This is a genomic window from Nocardioides exalbidus (assembly GCF_900105585.1).
In the GTDB taxonomy this organism is placed as follows: Bacteria; Actinomycetota; Actinomycetes; order Propionibacteriales; family Nocardioidaceae; genus Nocardioides; species Nocardioides exalbidus.
In genome coordinates this window covers 2,176,488-2,194,852 of the sequence record NZ_FNRT01000002.1, presented here as the reverse complement: position 1 = coordinate 2,194,852, position 18,365 = coordinate 2,176,488, and the positions used below count along the sequence as shown (strand labels likewise).

Genomic DNA, 18,365 nt, shown 5'->3' with positions numbered 1-18,365 from the left:
TCAGCCACCCACCTGCGGGACGGGAGGGAAGTTGGCGATCCAGGTGTCGAACCACGGACCGGTGCCGAGGGTGTTGGCGAAGACCCGGTAGAACGGCGCCATCAGCCGCAGGCTGCTGTCGAGGTTGTCCTCGTTCTTGTTGAGGACGGCGACGACGTTCTCGAGGTGGTCGAGGGCGGGCTTGAGGTCGGCGCGCGACTGGCGGATCAGCTTGGTCAGCTGCCGCGACAGCTGGGTGCTGGAGACCAGCAGCTCGTGGACCGCGTCGCGGCGCGCGACCAGCGCGCGGAACAGCACGTCGCTGTCCTTCATCAGCCTGACGATGTCCTCGTCGCGCTCGTCGAGGACGCGGGAGACCCGCTCGAGGTTGGTCAGCAGGCCGCCGAGCTGCTCGTCCTTGGCGGCGACGTTGGCCGAGAGCCGGCTCAGGCCGTCGAGCGCCCCGCGGAACTCCTCAGGGGTGTTGCGGGTCAGGTCCGCCAGCGTGGTCAGCGACTGCGCGAGCTGGTCGGTGTCGATCTGCTCCGAGGTCGAGGCCAGGCCCTCGAAGGCCTCGACCACGTCGTAGGGCGACGAGGTCCGCTCGGCGGGGATGGTGCCGCCCTCCGCGAGCTGACCGCTGCCGGCCGGCTCGAGGGCCAGGAACATCGCGCCGAGGATCGTCTTGACCTTGATCGCGGCACGGGTGTCGGTGCCGAAGTCGGCGGTGTCGTCGACCTTGAAGGTGACGTTGACGCGGTTGCCCTCGAGCGCGATGTCGTTCACCTTGCCGACCCGGACGCCGGCGATGCGGACCTCGTCGTTGACCTTCAGCCCGCCGGCCTCGGTGAACATCGCGTGGTAGGTGTCGCCGCCGCCGATGACCGGCAGGTCGTCGGCGCGAAGCGCGGCGACCAGCACCATCGCCAGGACGACGATGCTGACGGCCCCGACGACCACGGGGTTGCGCTCCCTGAACGGCTTCATCCGAGATCACACCTGTCGGAGCCGGTCTCGTACTTCACCGGGACCTGCACGCCACCGGGCAGGTTGACCCTGCCCTGGAACTCGCAGAGGTAGAAGTTGAAGAACGAGCCGTAGATCGCGGTCCGGCCGATCTTGTCGAGCTTGATCGGCAGCACCTGCAGGGCCCGGTCGAGCTCGGCCTTGTTCTTGTCGATGTTGCCGGCGACCGCGCGCAGCTCCTTGATGTCCTTCACGAAGGGCCGGCGGATGCCGTCGACCAGCGAGGCGGTCTCGACCGAGAGGGTCGAGACGTCCTCGAGCGAGTCGAGGATCGCGTTGCGGTCCTTCTTGAGCCCGCCGACCAGCGTGCGGAACGACGTGATCAGCCGCGTGAGCTGCTTGTCGCGGTCGGCCACGTGGTCGAGGACCAGGGAGAGGTTGTCGATGAGCTGGCCGATGACCTCGTCCCGGTCGGCCAGGGTCGAGGTGACCGAGGCGGTGTGCGCGAGCAGGCCCTCGAGGGTGCCGCCCTCGCCCTGGAAGACCTGCACCAGCTCGAAGGACAGCTGGTTGACGTCGTCGGGCGACAGCGCCTGGAAGAGGGGCTTGAAGCCGTTGAAGAGCACCGTCAGGTCGAGCGCGGCCCTGGTCCGCTCGATCGGGATCGTCGCACCGTCGGCCAGTCGCTGGGTGTCGCCGACCTCCTGGGTGAGCGAGAGGTAGCGCTGGCCGACGAGGTTGCGGTAGCGGATGGCCGCGTTGGTGCCGCCGTTGACCGACGTGCCGTCGTCGACCGAGAACGTGACGAGCGCCCGGGTGCGGTCGACGATCTCGACCTTGCTCACGGTGCCGACCCGGACGCCCGCGACCCGGACGTCGTCGCCCTTGTTGACGCCGGTCGCGTCGCTGAACTCCGCCTTGTAGGTGCGCGAGGAACCGAAGCCGAGGTTGCCGATCGTGACGACCAGCACCGCGGTGGCCAGGGACGTGACGACCACGAACACCAGCAGCTTGAGGAGGTCGGCGGACGTCTTCTTGTCGAGGATCCTGCTCATCGCAGCGACACCTCCGCCCCGCGGGCCATCGGACCGACGAGCAGCACGCCCAGGTCGGGCACGTCGTCCGCGCTCACGCCGAGGCCGGGCGCGAGGAGCGCCTTGAGGAGCGACGACTCGTCGCGCCCACCGGCGTACCCGGCAGCGTCACCGGACCAGCCGGGAGCGACGCGGCTGGTGCCCTTGCCGGTCGGGGTGTTGACGCCGTCGACGAAGTTCGGCTGGTGGGTCACCGGGTTGCTCTGGCTCCACGGCGGGCTGGGTAGCCGGCCGCAGTAGTAGCCGCGCTTGTCGCCGTAGACCGGGACGTCGGCCGCGGTGTAGCCGCGCGGCTGGTTGGGCAGGGTCTCGAGCACGATGTGGAGGGTGAACCCCCGGAACGCCTCGGCCTGGAGCTTGCCCACGTTGACCAGTCCGCCGAGCAGGCAGGGATAGCCGGGCGCGTAGCGGGCCAGCACCTCGAGCTGGCTCTGCGAGAGGTCGGCGAGGCGCACGATGTTGTCGCCGTTGTTGCGGGAGAACCGCTCGGCGACCGCGGCGAACTTCGACACGTCGTTGAAGAGCGCCTGGAGCTTGTCCTCACGGTCCTCGAGCGTCGTGGTGGTGGTGATCGTGTTGCGCAGGATCGTGGCGACCTCGGGCAGCACGTCGGCGTACGTGTCGGAGACCTGGGCGGTCAGCCGCAGGTCCTCGACGAGCCCGGGGAGCTCGGGGTTGAAGCGGGTGAGGTAGTCGTCGAGCGTCTCGATGCTCTCGCCGAGCTGCTCGCCGCGGCCCTCGAGCGCGGTGGCGACGGCGTTCAGCGTGTTGTTGAGGTCGGCCGGCTGGACCGCGCGCAGCAGCGGGTAGAGGTCACTGAGGACCGCCTCGACCTCGATCGAGAGATTGGTCCGCTCGATCACGTCACCGTCGGCGATCGGCTTCGCGGACGACCCGCCGTCGGGGACGACCAGCGACACGAACTTCTCGCCGAACAGCGTCTTGGGCAGGATCGAGGCGGTCACGTCGCTCGGGACCTGCGCGGCCCGGTCCTTGTAGAGGCCGAGGGTGATGTCGGCGCCGTCGGCGGTCGGGACGTAGTCGAGGACCTCGCCCACGATGACGCCCTTGATCTTCACGTCGGCGCGGTGCGGCAGCTGCAGGCCGATCCGCGAGGCGTGGACGGTCACCTCGTCGTAGTCGCTGAACTTCTTGGTGAAGACGCCGTAGGTGGCCCACACCGAGGCGAGCATCAGCGCCAGGAAGACCATCCCGAGCCCGCGTGTCCTGAGGCTGTTCATCGTCGCCTCACCCCGCCAGCCGGACGGTGGTCGAGGCGCCCCAGATGGCCATGGACAGGAAGAGGTCGAGCACGTTGATCGCGACGATGCTGGTGCGCACGGCGCGGCCGACGGCGACGCCCACGCCGGCGGGCCCGCCCGACGCGGTGTAGCCGTGGTAGCAGTGGATGAGGATGACGGTGACGGCGAAGATCAGCACCTTGCCGAACGACCAGAGCACGTCGCCCGGGGGCAGGAACGCGTTGAAGTAGTGGTCGTAGGTGCCCGGCGACTGGCCGTAGACCTGGGTCACCACGAGCCGGCTGGCGAAGTACGACGACAGCAGCCCCACGACGTACAGCGGGATGATGGCGATCAGTCCGCCGACGACCCGGGTCGCGACGAGGAACGGCATGGAGGGGATCGCCATCACCTCGAGGGCGTCGACCTCCTCGGAGATCCGCATCGCGCCGAGCTGCGCGGTGAAGCCGCAGCCGACGGTGGCGGCGAGGGCGATCCCCGCGACCAGCGGGGCGATCTCGCGGGTGTTGAAGTAGGCCGAGACGAAGCCGGAGAAGGCGGCCGTGCCGAGCTGGTTGAGCGCGGCGTAGCCCGAGAGGCCGACCTGCGCCCCGGTGAAGAACGTCATGCCGATGATGACGCCGACCGTGCCGCCGATGACCGCGAGTGCGCCGGACCCGAGGGTGACCTCGGCGAGGATGCGCATGATCTCGCGGGGGTAGCGGGTGATCGAGCGCGGCACCGCGCGCAGCACGGCGAGGTGGAAGGCGAGCTGCCCGCCGAGGTTGTCGAGCGAGGCGAGGGGCTTGGACCAGACGGCCATGTCATCCGCCCTTCGGGGGGACGATCTGGAGGTAGACCAGGCTCAGCACGAAGTTCGCCACGAAGAGCAGCAGGAACGTGATCACCACCGACTCGTTGACCGCATCGCCGACGCCCTTCGGGCCACCGCTGGCGTTCATGCCCTTGTAGGAGGCGACGATCGCGGCGATGACGCCGAAGACGAGGGCCTTGATGAGGCCGATCCAGAGGTCCGGCAGCTGGGCGAGCGCGGTGAAGCTGGCGAGGTAGGCACCGGGCGTGCCGTCCTGGAGGATCACGTTGAAGACGTAGCCGCCGGTGACACCGACGACGCTGACCATGCCGTTGAGGAAGAACGCGACGAGCATGCAGGCCAGCACGCGCGGGACGACGAGTCGCTGGATCGGGTCGATGCCGAGCACCATCATCGCGTCGAGCTCCTCGCGGATCTTGCGCGCGCCGAGGTCGGCGGCGATCGCGGACCCGCCCGCGCCGGCGATGAGGAGCGCGGTGCCGATCGGGGCGGCCTGCTGGATGACCGCGAGCACCGAGGCCGAGCCGGTGAAGGACTGTGCGCCGAACTGCTTGATCAGGCCGCCGACCTGCAGCGCGATGACCGCGCCGAACGGAATCGCGACGAGCGCGGTCGGGATGATCGTGACCGAGGCGATGAACCAGGCCTGCTGGATGAACTCGCGCAGCTGGAAGGGCCGGCGGAACAGCCCGCGGAAGACGTCGAGCGCGAACGCGAACAGGTTGCCCGCGACTCCGATCGGAGCGAGGGCGCGCGAGGTCGTCGAGGTGGCCACGAGAGATCAGGCCCCCGGCGCCAGGCCGGCGTTGCTGGACTCGAACGACCCGGGCGGCGGGGTGATGCCGTTCTCCCGGCACCACTCGCCGGCGGGGCGCTGGCTGCGGCGCGGGATGCCGTTGGACGGGTCGAGCTGGAGCGGGATCGGCGGCAGCGGCGGGAGCTCCTGGCCCACCTCGGCGGCGAGCTCGGTGGCGTCCTTCTCCTCCGACATGCCGATCGGGCCGACGCGCTGGGCGTTGAGGAACTGCCGCACGACCGGCTCCTCGGAGCTGAGCAGCTGCTCGCGCGGGCCGAACATCGCGAGGTGGCGGTGGTAGAGCAGCCCGATGTTGTCGGGCACCGTGCGCGCGGTGTTGATGTCGTGGGTGACGATGAGGAACGTCGCGTCGATCTGCGCGTTGAGGTCGACGATCAGCTGGTTGAGGAACGCCGTGCGCACCGGGTCGAGGCCGGAGTCGGGCTCGTCGAAGAGGACGATCTCGGGGTCGAGCACGAGGGCACGGGCCAGGCCGGCGCGCTTGCGCATGCCGCCGGAGATCTCGCCGGGCAGCTTGTCCTCGGCGCCGAGGAGGCCGACGAGGTCCATCTTCTCCATGACGATGTCGCGGACCTCGGACTCCGACTTGCGGGTGTGCTCGCGCAGCGGGAAGGCGACGTTGTCGTAGAGGTTCATCGAGCCGAACATCGCGCCGTCCTGGAACAGCACGCCGAACAGCTTGCGGATCTCGTAGAGGTCGCGCTCGGAGCAGCTCGCGATGTCGGTGCCCTCGATGATGATCGAGCCCTTGTCGGGCTTGAGCAGCCCGATGAGGGTCTTGAGGAAGACCGACTTGCCGGTGCCCGACGGGCCGAGCATCACGCAGATCTCGCCGGCGGGGACCGTGAGGGTCACGTCGCCCCAGATCAGCTGCTTGCCGAACGACTTCGAGAGGTCGTTGACCTGGATCTCGACACCCATGGCGTGCGGAACCCCTTCCCTCCCCCGGTCAGTGGTGCTGGCTACTGCTGAGTAGTCCAACGGCGGACTGCGCGCGAGGTTACGCCCACGTGCGACGCTCGTCACGAGAACGCGCGAGCGTGCCGGAACCTTTGCCCCGAGCGGTGCGTGAGCCACATCGAGCCGACTCGCGACGTGGCTGAGGCACCGCTCGGGAGCGTGTCGGCGTACGACGCACCAGTGGGCGGTGCGTGAGCCACGTTCCGACCTCGCGGAAAGTGGCTCACGCACCGCCCACCGGCGGCGAGGGCGAGGGATCAGGCGCCGCGGCGGCGGCGGATCTCCTCGTTGATCGCCGGGATGATCTCGTGCATGTCGCCGATCACGGCGTGGGTTGCCTTGGTGACCATGGGGGCGTCGGGATCGTTGTTGATCGCGAGGATCGCCTTGGCGCTGCTGCACCCGGCCCAGTGCTGGATGGCACCGCTGATGCCGCACGGGATGTAGAGGTCGGGCGAGATCCGGCTGCCGGTCTGGCCGACCTGCTCGTGGTGGGGGCGCCACCCGAGCGAGGTCACCACGCGCGAGACGCCGAGCGAGGCGTGGAGCAGCTCGGTGAGCTCGAGGACGTCGTCGAAGCCCTCGGCCGAGCCGGCGCCGCGACCGGCGCCGACGACGACCTTGGCGGACTTCAGCGCACCCGACAGGTCGGGCTCGGGCTCGTCGGTCGACACGACGCGGGCGACGAGGTCGGCCCCGGCGACGTCGGGGGTCTCGATGACCAGCTCGCCGGAGCCGGGGACGTCGGCGGGCGTGGCCTCGACGGCGTGGCCGGCGACGGAGAAGATCGCGGGCCGCTGGGCCAGCTGCATCTCCTCGAGCGCCGCACCGCCGACCACCTGGCGGGTCACCGTGAAGGGCGACAGGCCGCTGAAGGAGATCGCGTTGGCGGCCATCGGCAGCCCGGTGCGGGCACCGACGTGGGCGAGCACCTCGTTGCCGCGCGACGTGCCGGCGGCCATCACCACCACGGAGCCGGCCTTCTCCCGGACCGCCATCAGGCCCGCGGCCCACGCGGCGCCGGAGTAGGCGTCGTACGCCGACCCGGTGAGCGCGTGCACGCGGCGGACGCCGTAGGTGGCGAGGGTCTTGACCAGCGCGTCGTCGGGCTCGCCGACGACGACCGCGTCGATCGGCACTCCCCCGCCGGCGGCGGAGAGGTCGCGGGCGAACGTGACGGCCTCGCGGGACGTCTCGACGGCCTCGCCCACGGGCGAGACCTCGACCAGGACGAGGATCATCGGGACAGCACCCCCAGCTGCTCGAAGAGGTCGACGACCGCGGGCGCGGCCTCGGGGCCCTTGCCCAGCACCTGCACCGACGACGGCGACGGGGGCGGGAGGACGAGTCGCAGGCGCGACGGGCCGGCGGGCGCGGTCGCGGGCTCGCGCTCCTCGACCGGCGCCTTCTTGGCCTTCATCCGGCCGGGGACCGTGGGGTAGCGCGGCTGCACGCCACCCTCGAGGACGGTGACGACGGCGGGCAGCGGCACCCGGTAGGTCTCGTGGCCGTCGGGGCCGGAGCCGCTCGCGATCATCTCGCCGTCCTCGACCGAGACGCTGCTGACCCCGTTGACGACCGGCCAGCCGAGCTCGTAGGCGAGCCGGATGCCGACCTGGAAGTCACCGCTGTCGGCGGCGTCGTTGCCGAGCAGCACGAGCTGGTGCGGCGTGCCCGCGGCCTCGTGGTCGCGTACGACGGCGGCGATCTCGCGTGCCACGTCGGCGGGGCCGAAGCCCTGCGAGTCGGCGACGACGTGGGTCGCACTCGTGCAGCCCACCGCCAGCGCGGCGCGCAGCTGCTCGACGGCGTCGGCGTCGCCGAGCGTCATCACCGCCGCCTCGCCACCACCGGCGGCGGCGATCTGCACCGCGAGCTCGACCGCGCACTCCTCGTGCGCGCTCATGGTGAAGCCGGCGAAGCGGCCGTCGACGCCCTGCGCGTCATCGGTGAGGACGACCTCGCTGGACGAGTCGACGACGCGCTTGACGCAGACCAGCGGGTTCGTCATCGCAGCCTCGCGTTCTCGGGGTCGAGGAGCGGGGTGGCGTCGACGGAGCCGACGACGACCGGGTAGAGCTCCTCCATGTAGGACACGGCCAGCTCGTTGCCGAGGGTGGCCTGGTCGATGGGCAGGTAGGCCAGCAGCACGTGCTTGCCGAGCGACGGCGCGGAGCCGGCGCTGGTGACGTAGGGGTGGTGGCCGTGGCCGTCGGTGAGGACACCGCCGTCGCGGGTCATGATCGGCTCGCCGCCGAGCATGTAGCGCTTCACGCCGGACGCCGAGGTGTGGTCCTCGACCGTCAGGGTGCAGAGCACCGACTGCGGAGCGGCCTCACGCTGGGCGAGGTAGGCCTCCTTGCCGACGAAGTCGGCGGCCTTGACCTTCGGCCGCTGCATGCCGGCCTCGACGATGCTGCGCTCGGCGTCGAGCTCGGCGCCGAAGGCCCGGTAGCCCTTCTCGATGCGGCCGGTCGTGCCGTAGACGCCGATGCCGGCCGGGATGACGCCGTGCGGCGCGCCCGCCTCGAGCAGGGCCTCCCAGAGGTCGGCACCCTGCGCCATCGGGACGTAGAGCTCCCAGCCCAGGTCACCGACGTAGGAGATCCGCGAGGCCAGCACCGTGAGGTCGCCGGCTGCGGTCGAGACGGTGATCTCGCGGCAGGTGAGGAAGCCGAAGCCCTCGTCGGAGACGTCGTCGGAGGTGAGCGAGGCGAGGACCTCGCGGGCCTTCGGGCCCCAGATGCCGATCGTGTCGACGGTGTCGGTGCTGTCGGTCAGCGTGGTGGTGCCGGACTCGGGCAGGTGCCCGGAGAACCAGGCGCGGTCGGCCATGCCGTGCGCACCGCCGGTGACCACGCGGAAGTGGTCGTCGCCGAGGCGCATCACCGTGAGGTCGGACAGGAACCCGCCCTTGGCGTCGAGGACCGGGGTGTAGATGACCTTGCCGACGGCCACGTCGCACTGCGCGACGCAGGTCTTCTGCACGACGTCGAGCGCCTCGGGGCCCTCGATGTCGAAGATGCAGAAGGCGGACAGGTCGATGACCGCGGCGGCCTCGCGCATGCGCAGGTGCTCGGCGTTGATGATGGGGCTCCACCAGCGCGAGTCCCACTCGTGCTCGCGCGGCATCACGGCGTCGCCGTACTGCTCGACGAGGTCGGCGTTGGACTCGTACCAGAAGGGGCGCTCCCAGCCGGCCGCCTCGAAGAAGACCGCACCGAGCTTGGCCTGCGAGTCGTACATCGGCGCCTTGCGCTGGTCGCGGTCGGACTCGTACTGCTCGTTGGGGTGCACGATGCCGTAGGTCTTGATGAACGACTCGGTCGTGCGCAGGCGGGTGTGCTCGCGGCGCTTCTGGTGGGTGTGGAAGCGGGCGATGTTGCTGTGGTGCAGGTCGATCTCGGAGTAGCCGTGGGTCATCCACTCGGCGACCGCGCGGCCGACGCCCGGGCCCTCCTTGATCCAGACGGCGGCGGCCGTCCAGAGGCCGGCGACCTCGCTCTCGCCCAGGATCGGGTTGCCGTCGCAGGTCAGCGACAGCAGGCCGTTGATGGCGTAGCGCTGCTCCGCTCCCTCGGCGCCGAGCAGCTCGGGCATGAGCTCGTAGGCCTGCTCGAGCTGCGGGTCGAAGTCGTCGGCCGTGAAGGGCATCTCGGTCGGCGAGAGCTTGGCCTGCTCGATCGAGGGGATGTCCTCGGGCTCGTGGAGGATCGCGCGGTGGGCGTAGGAGCCGACCTCCATGTCGGCGCCGTGCTGGCGCTCGTAACAGAAGGTATCCATGTCGCGGACGATCGGGAAGGAGATCTCGCCCTCCGTCTCGGCCAGCTGCGGGCAGGGGCCGACGCTGATCATCTGGTGCACGGCGGGGGTCAGCGGGATGCTGATGCCGGCCATGTCGCCGAGCTTCGGGCTCCACACGCCGGCCGCGATGACCACCGTCTTCGCCTCGATGTCGCCGCCGGTGGTGCGCACGCGGGTGATCCTGCGGGTCCCGTGGGGGCCGTCCTCGGTGTCCATCCCGATGACCTCGACGGTGGGGACCACAGTGAGCTCGCCGGTCGCCAGGGCCCGCTCGCGCATGATCGTGCCGGCGCGCAGGGAGTCGACGACGCCGACGCCGGGGGTCCAGAAGGCACCGATGAACTGGTCCTCCTCGATGAAGGGGACCTTCTCCTTCACGAAGGCGGGGCTGACGAGCTCGGACTCGATGCCCCACGCCTTGGCGCTCGACATGCGGCGCCGCAGCTCCTCCATGCGCTCCTCGGTGCGGGCGATCTCGAAGCCACCGGACTCGGTGAAGACGCCCATCTCCTTGTACTGCGCGACCGAGTCGAGCGTGATGTCGGTGATCTCGCGCGAGTGGTCGACGGTGAAGATGAAGTTCGACGCGTGACCGGTCGAGCCGCCCGGGTTGGGCAGGGCTCCCTTGTCGATCTGCACCACGTTCTTCCACCCGAGACGGGTGAGGTGGTGGACGAGGCTGTTGCCGACGATGCCGGCTCCGATGACGACGACGTCTGCGGTCGTGGGGACCTCTGCCATGGCGAGCCTCCTGGGCCGGGGCGGGTGGGAGCTGAAGGGATCAGGATGTTGCGAATGGCGCAACTCGTTGCGCTATGTGCGACAGAAAGAAATGTACGCCGTCGCCCCCGACCGCTGTCAAGGAGTCGGGGGCGACGGTGGGCAGGTCAGTAGGTGGCGCTGGCGCCGCCCTGGTCGCCGGCCCCGTCCTCGGGAGTCGCGGTGACCTCCTCCGGCTCGGCGCCGTAGCCCGCGAGCGCGACGGTGTGGTGCTCCATGGAGTCGAACTGCTGGGCGTGCAGCACGGCACGGCGCACCCGCGGCGGGAGCGTCGACTCGTAGGGCTCCTTGCGCAGCGACTTCATCAGCGAGACGCACATCGCGCAGATGACGAGCATGAACGGCCCGGCCACGATGATCACCAGCGTCTGCAGCGCCCCGAGCCCGCCGGAGAAGAGCAGCAGGGCGGCCACGGCGCCCTGGGCGACACCCCAGAAGATCACCAGCCAGCGCATCGGCTCCTCCTTGCCGTTCTGGCTGAGCATGCCCATCACGATCGAGGCCGAGTCGGCGCCGGTGATGAAGAAGATCGCCACGAGGAAGACCGCGAGCACCACGGTGATGCTCGCGAGGGGGTACTCGCGCAGCATCGTGAAGAGTGCACCCTCGGTGCCGTTGGCCGCGAGCTCGGCGCCCATGTCCTTGACGCCGGTGAGCTGCAGGTCGATGGCGGCACCACCGAGGATCGAGAACCAGGCGAACGACACGATGCTCGGGACCAGGATCACGTAGACCACGAACTGGCGGATCGTGCGGCCCTTGGAGATGCGCGCGATGAACATGCCCACGAAGGGGGTCCACGAGATCCACCAGGCCCAGTAGAAGATCGTCCAGGTGCTGAGGAACTCGCTGTTGCCGAAGGCCCCGGTGCGGAACGACATCGCCGGCAGGTGGGTCAGGTAGCCGCCGAGCGACTCGGTGAAGGTGCTCAGGATGAAGACCGTCGGGCCGACGACGAACAGGAAGAACACCAGCAGCACGGCGGCGATGGCGTTGGCGTTCGAGAGCAGCTGCACGCCCTTCTCGACACCGGTGACGGCCGACAGCACGAAGCAGAGGGTCAGCACCGCGATGACACCGACGGTGAGCCACTTGGAGTCACCGGAGCCGAAGACGTCGTCGAGGCCGCCGGTGATCTGCAGCGCGCCGAGGCCGAGCGAGGTCGCCGAGCCGAAGAGCGTCGCGAAGATGGCGATGATGTCGATCGCCTTGCCCGGCCCTCCCTTGGCGCGCGCACCGAGGAGCGGGCCGAAGGCGCCCGAGACCAGGTTGCCGGTGCCCTTGCGGTAAGCGAAGTAGCCGATCGCCAGGCCGATGACGGCGTACATCGACCAGGGGTGGAAGCCCCAGTGGAAGAAGGCGTACTCCATCGCGGTCCCCGCGGCGGCCGGCGTGCCGGCCTCGCCTCGACCGGGCGGGATGCTCGAGGCGTCCGTCGCGGTGAGGTACGTCAGGGGCTCGGCGACGCCCCAGAACATCAGGCCGATGCCCATGCCGGTGGCGAACATCATCGAGACCCACGAGAACGTGGAGAACTCGGGCTCGGAGTCGTCGGGGCCGAGCTTGATGTTGCCGTAGCGGGTGACGGCGAGGTAGGCCGAGAAGAGCAGGAAGACCGCGCTGACGAGGATGAAGAGCCAGCCGAACGACGAGGTCAGCCACGACAGCGTCTTGCCGGTCGCCGTGCCCATCCCCTCCGAGTCGAACCCGCCCCAGAGCAGGAAGGCGACCGCGAGCCCGGCCGCGACGCCGAAGGTGATCTTGTCGAGGGGGAAGTGGCCGTGCGGCTCCGAGGACGGCGGCACCGCCGTGTCGGGCCCGGATTCCTTGATTGCCATGGACGCCTACCGATCCCGTTGCGCCGAGCGCAACGTAGTGCGTGACTTGCAACACACGTACAGTGGCGCGGCCCCGATCGAGTGTCAAGGCTCGATCGGGGCCGCGTGGTCATCTGTCGTTCACCTCGGCGACGTGGCTCAGGACATCCAGGCCGCGACCTTGTCGGGGTTGTCGGCGATCCACTTGGCAGCCGCGTCCTGCGGCGACATGCCGTCGGCGGCGATGTAGCCGGCGACGACGTTCTGGTCCTCGTTGGTCCAGGTGAAGTTCTTCACCAGGTCGACGGCCGTGGAGTCGCTGGCCGCCCAGTCCGTGCCGACGATCTTCTTCAGCTCGGTCTCCGGGTAGTCGCAGGCGACCTTCTGGGGGTCGTCCTGGCAGCCGTCGGTGTAGGGCGGCAGGGCGACGCGCTGCATGGCGACCTCGGCGTTGAAGTACTGCGGCTCGTACCAGTAGCCGATGACCCACTCCTTGTTCTGCTCGGCCTTCCGGAACGCCTCGATGGAGGCGGCCTCGCTGCCGGAGAAGACGACCTTGAAGTCGAGGTCGAGGTTGGCCACGATCGCCTCGTCGAACTGGACGTAGGACGGGTCCGCACCGAGGAACTGGCCCTTGCCGCCGGACTCCGAGGTGGCGAACTCGCTGGCGTACTTGTTGAGGTTCTTGTAGTCGAGGATGTCCGGGTGCTCCTCAGCGAGCCACGGCGGGACGAACCAGCCGATGATGCCGACGTTGCCCTGCGGGCCGAAGTCCTCGGCGGTGCCGTCGCCGGAGTCGGCGAAGAACTTCTTCTCCAGGTCGGGGTGGCCCCAGTCCTCGATCACGACGTCGACCTCGCCGGTGCCGAAGCCCTGCCAGGAGACGTCCTCCTTGAGGTCCTTGTAGTTGACCGTGCAGCCGAGCTCCTGCTCGGCGACCGTGCCGACGACGTAGGCGCTGGCCTGGTAGCCGACCCACGGGTTGACGGCCATGTTGAGGTCGCCGCACTCGCCGCCGGAGGCAGCGGCCTTCTCCTCGTTGGCCTTGGTCTCGGACTCGATGGAACCCCCGCCACAGGCGGAGAGCGCCATGACGGCGACGGCGGCGAGGGCGCCCAGGCGGGTCCCTCGGCTTCTGGTGGTGCTCATGGTGCTGCTCCTTCTCTGGCTTCTTCTGGGGGCGGGTGGTGCGTGGGTGGTTTACCTGCCGGGCGGCCCGATGGGCAGCCGGACGTTGAAGGCACGACGGGTGCCGGGACCGTCGTCGCGGCGCACCTCGGCCGCGGCGCGGGTGATCCGGTCGAGCATCACGCCGAGGAGCACGATGGTCAGGCCGCCGGCGGCGCCCTTGCCCCACTCCTCGCTGCGGGAGATGCCGAGCACCACGTCGTAGCCGAGGGCCTGCGCGCCGACGAGGCCGCCGATGACGACCATCGCCAGGACGTAGAGCAGGCCCTGGTTGGTGGCCAGCACAAGCGAGCCCTTGGCCATCGGCAGCTGGACCTTGGTGATCTCCTGCCACGTCGTCTGACCGGTCGAGCGACCCGCCTCGATCGTGGTCGGGGAGACGCCCTTGACGCCGTCGGCGACGAGCTTGATGGCCGCCGGGGCGGCGTAGACGACGCCCGCGACGATCGCGGTGAACCTGCTGGAGCCGAAGAGGGCGAGCACCGGGATCAGGTAGACGAAGGGCGGGATGGTCTGGCCGGCGTCGAGCAGCGGCCGGATGCCGAGGTCGATCCAGCGGTTGCGCGCCATCCACACGCCGAACACCAGGGCCAGCACCATCACCAGCACCGTGCCGACCAGGACCATCGTCAGCGTCAGCATCGCGTCGTGCCAAAGGTCGAGGTACCAGATGCCCGCGAGGCACACGACCGTCGTGATCAGCGCCCGCACACCGCCGAAGACCAGCGCGAGACCCAGGATGCCGAGCCCGGAGAGCCACCAGGGGGACTCGGCCAGCAGGGACTGCAACGGGTTGAGGAAGCCGTAGCTGATCGCGTTCCTGAAGCTCTCGGTCACTCCACCGATCAGGTCGACGATGCTCCCCATCACGTCGTCCGCCCCGTCGGAGACGGTGCTGCCGAGCGTGGAGGTCGGGAACTGGGCCAGGCTGAGCTCGAGGCGCGACAGGTAGACGCACACCAGGGCAGCCACTCCCGTGACGGCGAGGAGGATCCGGCGCAACCGGACGTTGCCGCCGCCACCACGGGCGACCCGCTCCGAGCGCTCGCTGGCGGCGGTCGTCGTACGGTCCAGCATCACGGCCATCACCACGATGAGCACGCCGGGCACGAAGCTGCCGCCGAAGTCGTTGGCGACGAGCGCGTTGAGCACGGGCTTCCCGAGGCCGGGGCCGTTGATGTAGGACGCGATGGTGGCCATCGACAGCGCCGCCAGGATCGTCTGGTTGAGGCCGACGATGATCGTCTTGCGCGCCATCGGGAGCTGCACCTTCAGCAGGCGCTGCCAGTAGGTCTGGCCGGCCGAGTCCGTGGCCTCGATCGTCGTGGTCGACACCTCGCGGATGCCGAAGCCCGCGATCCGCACGATCGGCGGCACGGCGTAGATGAGCGTCGAGACGACGGCGCCGCCGACCCCGATGCCGAAGAAGAGCACGACCGGGACGAGGTAGACGAAGGTCGGCATGGTCTGCATGAAGTCCAGCACGACGGTGATCACCCGGTTGGCGCGCACGTTGGTGCCGGCCAGGACCGCGAGCGGGAGGCCCACCAGGATCGTGATCACGACCGCCATGCCGGTGACGATCAGCAGGTCGAGCGAGTCCTGCCAGAAGCCGAAGACGCCGAAGGACAGGAACGAGGCGAGCACGAGCAGCGCGATCCGCCAGCTCGCGATCGCGTAGCCGACCCAGGTCGCGAGGGCGACGATGCCGAGCCAGCCGATCTCGGGCACCGGACGCGGCAGGTTCGGGCGGACGAGCATCCGCTGGGCCCAGTCGAAGAAGTTGCGCAGCAGCTCGGAGATCGAGTTGGTGGACTGCATGACCGGGTTGGTGTCGCGGCTGGCGAGCAGGGTGTTGTTGAAGTCGGTGAAGGTCTGGTGCAGGTCGGTGTGCTCACGACCGGGCAGGGCGAGGGTGTTCGTGCCCTTGGTGAAGGACCACACGACGATCCAGAGGAGGATCACGCCCAGGGCGGGGATCCAGCGGCTGATGCCCGAGTCCTCGACGACCGGCGGCGCCGCACCCGGCTCGACGGGTCGCTTGTCCTTCGGGTGGTTGAGCTTCTCGGTCTCGACGATGCCTCGCGCGGCGATGCCGGAGCCAGCCGTGGTCGGCTGGCTCATGACTCCTCCTCGGCCACGACGACTCGCATGATGTCCTCCTCGTCCACCACGCCGAGCATCGTGTCGCCGTCCATCACCCGGATCGGGGCGTCGGAGGCGATCGCGGTGCGCGCCGCCTGGCGTACGACCGTGGTGACCGGCAGCGTGGGGCCGTCGAGCGCCTCGCCTGGACGCGGCTCGCGCATCACCCACTTCAGCGTGAGGACGTGGGCCTTGGGCACCTCGGAGACGAAGTCCTTGACGTAGTCGTCGGCCGGGCGGGCCACCACCTCGTCGGGCGTGCCGACCTGCACGATGGCGCCGTCGCGCAGGATCATGATCCGGTCACCCAGCTTGAGCGCCTCGGCGAGGTCGTGGGTGATGAAGACCATCGTCTTGCCCAGCTCGCTGTGCAGCCGGATGACCTCGTTCTGCATGTCGCGCCGGATGAGCGGGTCGAGCGCGGAGAACGGCTCGTCGAAGAGCAGCATCTCCGGGTCGCCGGCCAGCGCCCGCGCCAGGCCGACGCGCTGCTGCATGCCGCCGGAGAGCTGGTCGGGGTAGGACATCTCGTAGCCCGACAGGCCCACCAGGTCGACGATCTCGCCTGCCTTCGCGCGCCGCTCCTTCTTGGGCACGCCGCGCACCTCGAGGCCGTAGGCGACGTTGTCGATCACCTGGCGGTGGGGCAGCAGGCCGAAGTGCTGGAACACCATCGACACCTGCTTGCGGCGTACGTCGCGCAGCTCGGCCTCGGAGGCCGAGGTGATGTCGACACCGCCGAGGTTCACCGAGCCGCTGGTCGGCTCGATGAGGCGGGTGAGGAGGCGCACGAGGGTGGACTTGCCGGAGCCCGAGAGACCCATGATGACGAAGACCTCACCGGGCGCGACGTCGAAGGAGACGTCCTTGACGCCCACGACGTTGCCGGTCTTGGCCTTGAGGTCGGCGCGCGAGAGCTCGGCGTCGGGGGTGCCGATGATCTTGTCCGAGCGCGGACCGAAGATCTTCCAGAGGCTGTCGACGGACAGGGCTGCGGTCATGCGGACTCCTCGGGGATGGAGGTCCCGCCGTTGCGGGGGTCGCCGGGCGGGTAGAGCGGCATGCCGGCACGGTGCCGGTAGTAGGGCACGTCGGCGGGCGGGAGCGGAGAGTTACCCAAGATGAGGTCGGCTGCCTTCTCGGCGACCATCATCACGGGGGCGTAGATGTTGCCGTTGGTGACGAACGGGAAGACCGACGCGTCGACGACGCGGAGTCCCTCGGTGCCGTGGACCTTCATGCTCGTGGGGTCGACGACGGACATCTCGTCGGTCCCCATCTTCGCCGTGCACGACGGGTGCAGGGCCGTCTCGGAGTCCTTGCGGACCCACTCGAGGATCTCCTCGTCGGTCTCGACCGACGGGCCGGGCGAGATCTCCCCGCCGTTGAACGGTGCCATCGCCGGCTGGTTGAGGATGGTGCGCGCGACGCGCACCGCCTCGATCCACTCGCGCTTGTCGTTGTCGGTCGAGAGGTAGTTGAAGAGCATCTTCGGCTTCTGCCTCGGATCGGTCGAGGCGATCCGCACCCAGCCGCGGGTGTCGGCGTACATCGGTCCGATGTGGACCTGGTAGCCGTGGGCGTACTTGTCCTGGCCGGGCGCCGGCGAGCCGTCGTAGCGGATCGCGATCGGCAGGAAGTGGAACATCAGGTTGGGCCAGTCGACGTCGTCGTTGGACCGGGCGAACCCGCCGCCCTCGAAGTGGTTCGACGCGGCCGTGCCTGTGCGCTTGAGCAGCCACTCGAGACCGACGAGCGGGCGGTTGCGCCACTTGAGGCCCTCGACGATCGAGACCGGCTGGAGCGAGGAGTACTGGATGTAGACCTCGAGGTGGTCCTGGAGGTTCTCCCCCACGCCCGGCAGGTCGTGCACCATCTCCACGCCGAGCGGCTCGAGGTGCTCGGGGTTGCCGATGCCCGACAGCTGGAGCAGCTGCGGCGAGTTGATCGCACCCCCACAGAGGATCACCTCGCCCGCAGCCACGTAGTGGTGCTTGCGCCCGGCGCGGAGGTACTCCACGCCGACCGCACGCCTGCCCTCGAACCGGACCTTCGTCGCGTGCGCGAAGGTCTCGACCGTGAGGTTCTTCCGGCTCATCACCGGGTGCAGGTAGGCGCGCGCCGCCGACATCCGCACGCCCTTGACGATGTTGCGGTCGAAGCGGCCGAAGCCCTCCTGCCGGTAGCCGTTGACGTCGTCGGTCAGGTGGTAGCCGGCCTGGGTCGTGGACTCGAAGAACGCGCTGAAGAGCGGGTTGGTGGCCGGGCTGCGCTCCAGCTTGAGCGGACCGGAGCCACCGCGCCAGGCGTCCGCGCCGACCATGCCGTCGGGCAGGATCAGCGACTCCATCCGGCGGAAGTACGGCAGGCAGTGCAGGTAGTCCCACGACTCCATGCCGGGCTCTGCCGCCCAGCGCTCGTAGTCCATCGGGTTGCCGCGCTGGAAGATCATGCCGTTGATCGACGACGAGCCGCCGAGCACCTTGCCGCGCGCGTGGTAGACCCGGCGACCGCCCATCGCGGGCTCCGGCTCCGACTCGTACTTCCAGTCGTAGAGCGGGTTGCCGATCGGGAACGGCAGCGCGGCCGGCGCGTGGATCAGCGGGTCGAAGCGGTCGGTGCGACCGGCCTCCAGCACCAGGACCGAGGTCGAGGGATCGGCGGACAACCGGTTGGCGAGCGCGCTGCCGGCCGACCCTCCACCCACGATGACGACGTCGTACCGATCCGCTGCCATGA

At 69.5% G+C, this 18,365-nt stretch carries 14 protein-coding genes; all 14 read right to left on the bottom strand.

The genetic code is table 11. The features are described 5' to 3' along the window. Complete coding sequence (locus BLV76_RS10805; protein ID WP_090969128.1) at nt 1-966, bottom strand: MCE family protein; 966 nt, start codon at nt 964-966, stop codon at nt 1-3. After that, complete coding sequence (locus tag BLV76_RS10800; protein ID WP_090969127.1) at nt 963-2,000, bottom strand: MCE family protein; 1,038 nt, start codon at nt 1,998-2,000, stop codon at nt 963-965. Before BLV76_RS10800 ends, BLV76_RS10805 begins: the two co-directional genes overlap by 4 nt. Continuing rightward, entirely contained in the window at nt 1,997-3,280 is a 1,284-nt protein-coding gene (locus tag BLV76_RS10795) for an MCE family protein (RefSeq protein ID WP_090969126.1), read from the bottom strand. Before BLV76_RS10795 ends, BLV76_RS10800 begins: the two co-directional genes overlap by 4 nt. 7 nt (nt 3,281-3,287) lie before the next feature. Continuing rightward, nucleotides 3,288-4,103 (bottom strand): MlaE family ABC transporter permease, encoded by an 816-nt coding sequence (locus BLV76_RS10790; protein WP_090969125.1) that lies wholly within the window; start codon nt 4,101-4,103, stop codon nt 3,288-3,290. 1 nt (nt 4,104) lies between these two features. Beyond that, on the bottom strand, nt 4,105-4,890 hold the full coding sequence (locus BLV76_RS10785) for an MlaE family ABC transporter permease (RefSeq protein ID WP_090969124.1): 786 nt from the start codon (nt 4,888-4,890) through the stop codon (nt 4,105-4,107). Between the two features lie 6 nt (nt 4,891-4,896). Further along, on the bottom strand, nt 4,897-5,853 hold the full coding sequence (locus tag BLV76_RS10780) for an ABC transporter ATP-binding protein (RefSeq protein WP_090969123.1): 957 nt from the start codon (nt 5,851-5,853) through the stop codon (nt 4,897-4,899). A gap of 296 nt (nt 5,854-6,149) precedes the next feature. After that, nucleotides 6,150-7,133: an electron transfer flavoprotein subunit alpha/FixB family protein gene (locus BLV76_RS10775; RefSeq protein WP_090969122.1), complete on the bottom strand. Its 984-nt coding sequence runs from the start codon at nt 7,131-7,133 to the stop codon at nt 6,150-6,152. Then, the gene (locus BLV76_RS10770; RefSeq protein WP_090969121.1) at nt 7,130-7,903 is read right to left on the bottom strand and encodes an electron transfer flavoprotein subunit beta/FixA family protein; all 774 of its coding nucleotides are present in this window, start codon (nt 7,901-7,903) and stop codon (nt 7,130-7,132) included. Before BLV76_RS10770 ends, BLV76_RS10775 begins: the two co-directional genes overlap by 4 nt. After that, complete coding sequence (locus tag BLV76_RS10765) at nt 7,900-10,437, bottom strand: GcvT family protein (protein ID WP_090969120.1); 2,538 nt, start codon at nt 10,435-10,437, stop codon at nt 7,900-7,902. Before BLV76_RS10765 ends, BLV76_RS10770 begins: the two co-directional genes overlap by 4 nt. Nucleotides 10,438-10,583: 146 nt before the next feature. Beyond that, entirely contained in the window at nt 10,584-12,314 is a 1,731-nt protein-coding gene (locus tag BLV76_RS10760) for a BCCT family transporter (protein WP_090969119.1), read from the bottom strand. Between the two features lie 138 nt (nt 12,315-12,452). Further along, nucleotides 12,453-13,442, bottom strand: a complete 990-nt coding sequence (locus BLV76_RS10755; RefSeq protein ID WP_090969118.1) for an ABC transporter substrate-binding protein — start codon at nt 13,440-13,442, stop codon at nt 12,453-12,455. Nucleotides 13,443-13,493: 51 nt separating this feature from the next. Beyond that, entirely contained in the window at nt 13,494-15,605 is a 2,112-nt protein-coding gene (locus tag BLV76_RS10750; protein WP_090969117.1) for an ABC transporter permease, read from the bottom strand. Continuing rightward, nucleotides 15,602-16,627: a quaternary amine ABC transporter ATP-binding protein gene (locus BLV76_RS10745; RefSeq protein WP_090969116.1), complete on the bottom strand. Its 1,026-nt coding sequence runs from the start codon at nt 16,625-16,627 to the stop codon at nt 15,602-15,604. Before BLV76_RS10745 ends, BLV76_RS10750 begins: the two co-directional genes overlap by 4 nt. Then, a complete protein-coding gene (betA, locus tag BLV76_RS10740) occupies nt 16,624-18,363 on the bottom strand; it encodes a choline dehydrogenase (protein WP_090969115.1) in 1,740 nt (579 codons plus the stop codon). Before betA ends, BLV76_RS10745 begins: the two co-directional genes overlap by 4 nt. Nucleotides 18,364-18,365: the final 2 nt, after the last annotated feature.

Excerpts from the sequence above, each read along its gene's own strand:
- BLV76_RS10755 (WP_090969118.1), bottom strand. The coding sequence starts at position 13,442 with ATGAGCACCACCAGAAGCCGAGGGACCCGCCTGGGCGCCCTCGCCGCC.
- BLV76_RS10790 (WP_090969125.1), bottom strand. The coding sequence starts at position 4,103 with ATGGCCGTCTGGTCCAAGCCCCTCGCCTCGCTCGACAACCTCGGCGGG.
- BLV76_RS10760 (WP_090969119.1), bottom strand. The coding sequence starts at position 12,314 with ATGGCAATCAAGGAATCCGGGCCCGACACGGCGGTGCCGCCGTCCTCG.
- BLV76_RS10745 (WP_090969116.1), bottom strand. The coding sequence starts at position 16,627 with ATGACCGCAGCCCTGTCCGTCGACAGCCTCTGGAAGATCTTCGGTCCG.
- BLV76_RS10770 (WP_090969121.1), bottom strand. The coding sequence starts at position 7,903 with ATGACGAACCCGCTGGTCTGCGTCAAGCGCGTCGTCGACTCGTCCAGC.
- BLV76_RS10780 (WP_090969123.1), bottom strand. The coding sequence starts at position 5,853 with ATGGGTGTCGAGATCCAGGTCAACGACCTCTCGAAGTCGTTCGGCAAG.
- BLV76_RS10775 (WP_090969122.1), bottom strand. The coding sequence starts at position 7,133 with ATGATCCTCGTCCTGGTCGAGGTCTCGCCCGTGGGCGAGGCCGTCGAG.
- BLV76_RS10800 (WP_090969127.1), bottom strand. The coding sequence starts at position 2,000 with ATGAGCAGGATCCTCGACAAGAAGACGTCCGCCGACCTCCTCAAGCTG.
- BLV76_RS10795 (WP_090969126.1), bottom strand. The coding sequence starts at position 3,280 with ATGAACAGCCTCAGGACACGCGGGCTCGGGATGGTCTTCCTGGCGCTG.
- betA (WP_090969115.1), bottom strand. The coding sequence starts at position 18,363 with ATGGCAGCGGATCGGTACGACGTCGTCATCGTGGGTGGAGGGTCGGCC.
- BLV76_RS10750 (WP_090969117.1), bottom strand. The coding sequence starts at position 15,605 with ATGAGCCAGCCGACCACGGCTGGCTCCGGCATCGCCGCGCGAGGCATC.
- BLV76_RS10765 (WP_090969120.1), bottom strand. The coding sequence starts at position 10,437 with ATGGCAGAGGTCCCCACGACCGCAGACGTCGTCGTCATCGGAGCCGGC.
- BLV76_RS10805 (WP_090969128.1), bottom strand. The coding sequence starts at position 966 with ATGAAGCCGTTCAGGGAGCGCAACCCCGTGGTCGTCGGGGCCGTCAGC.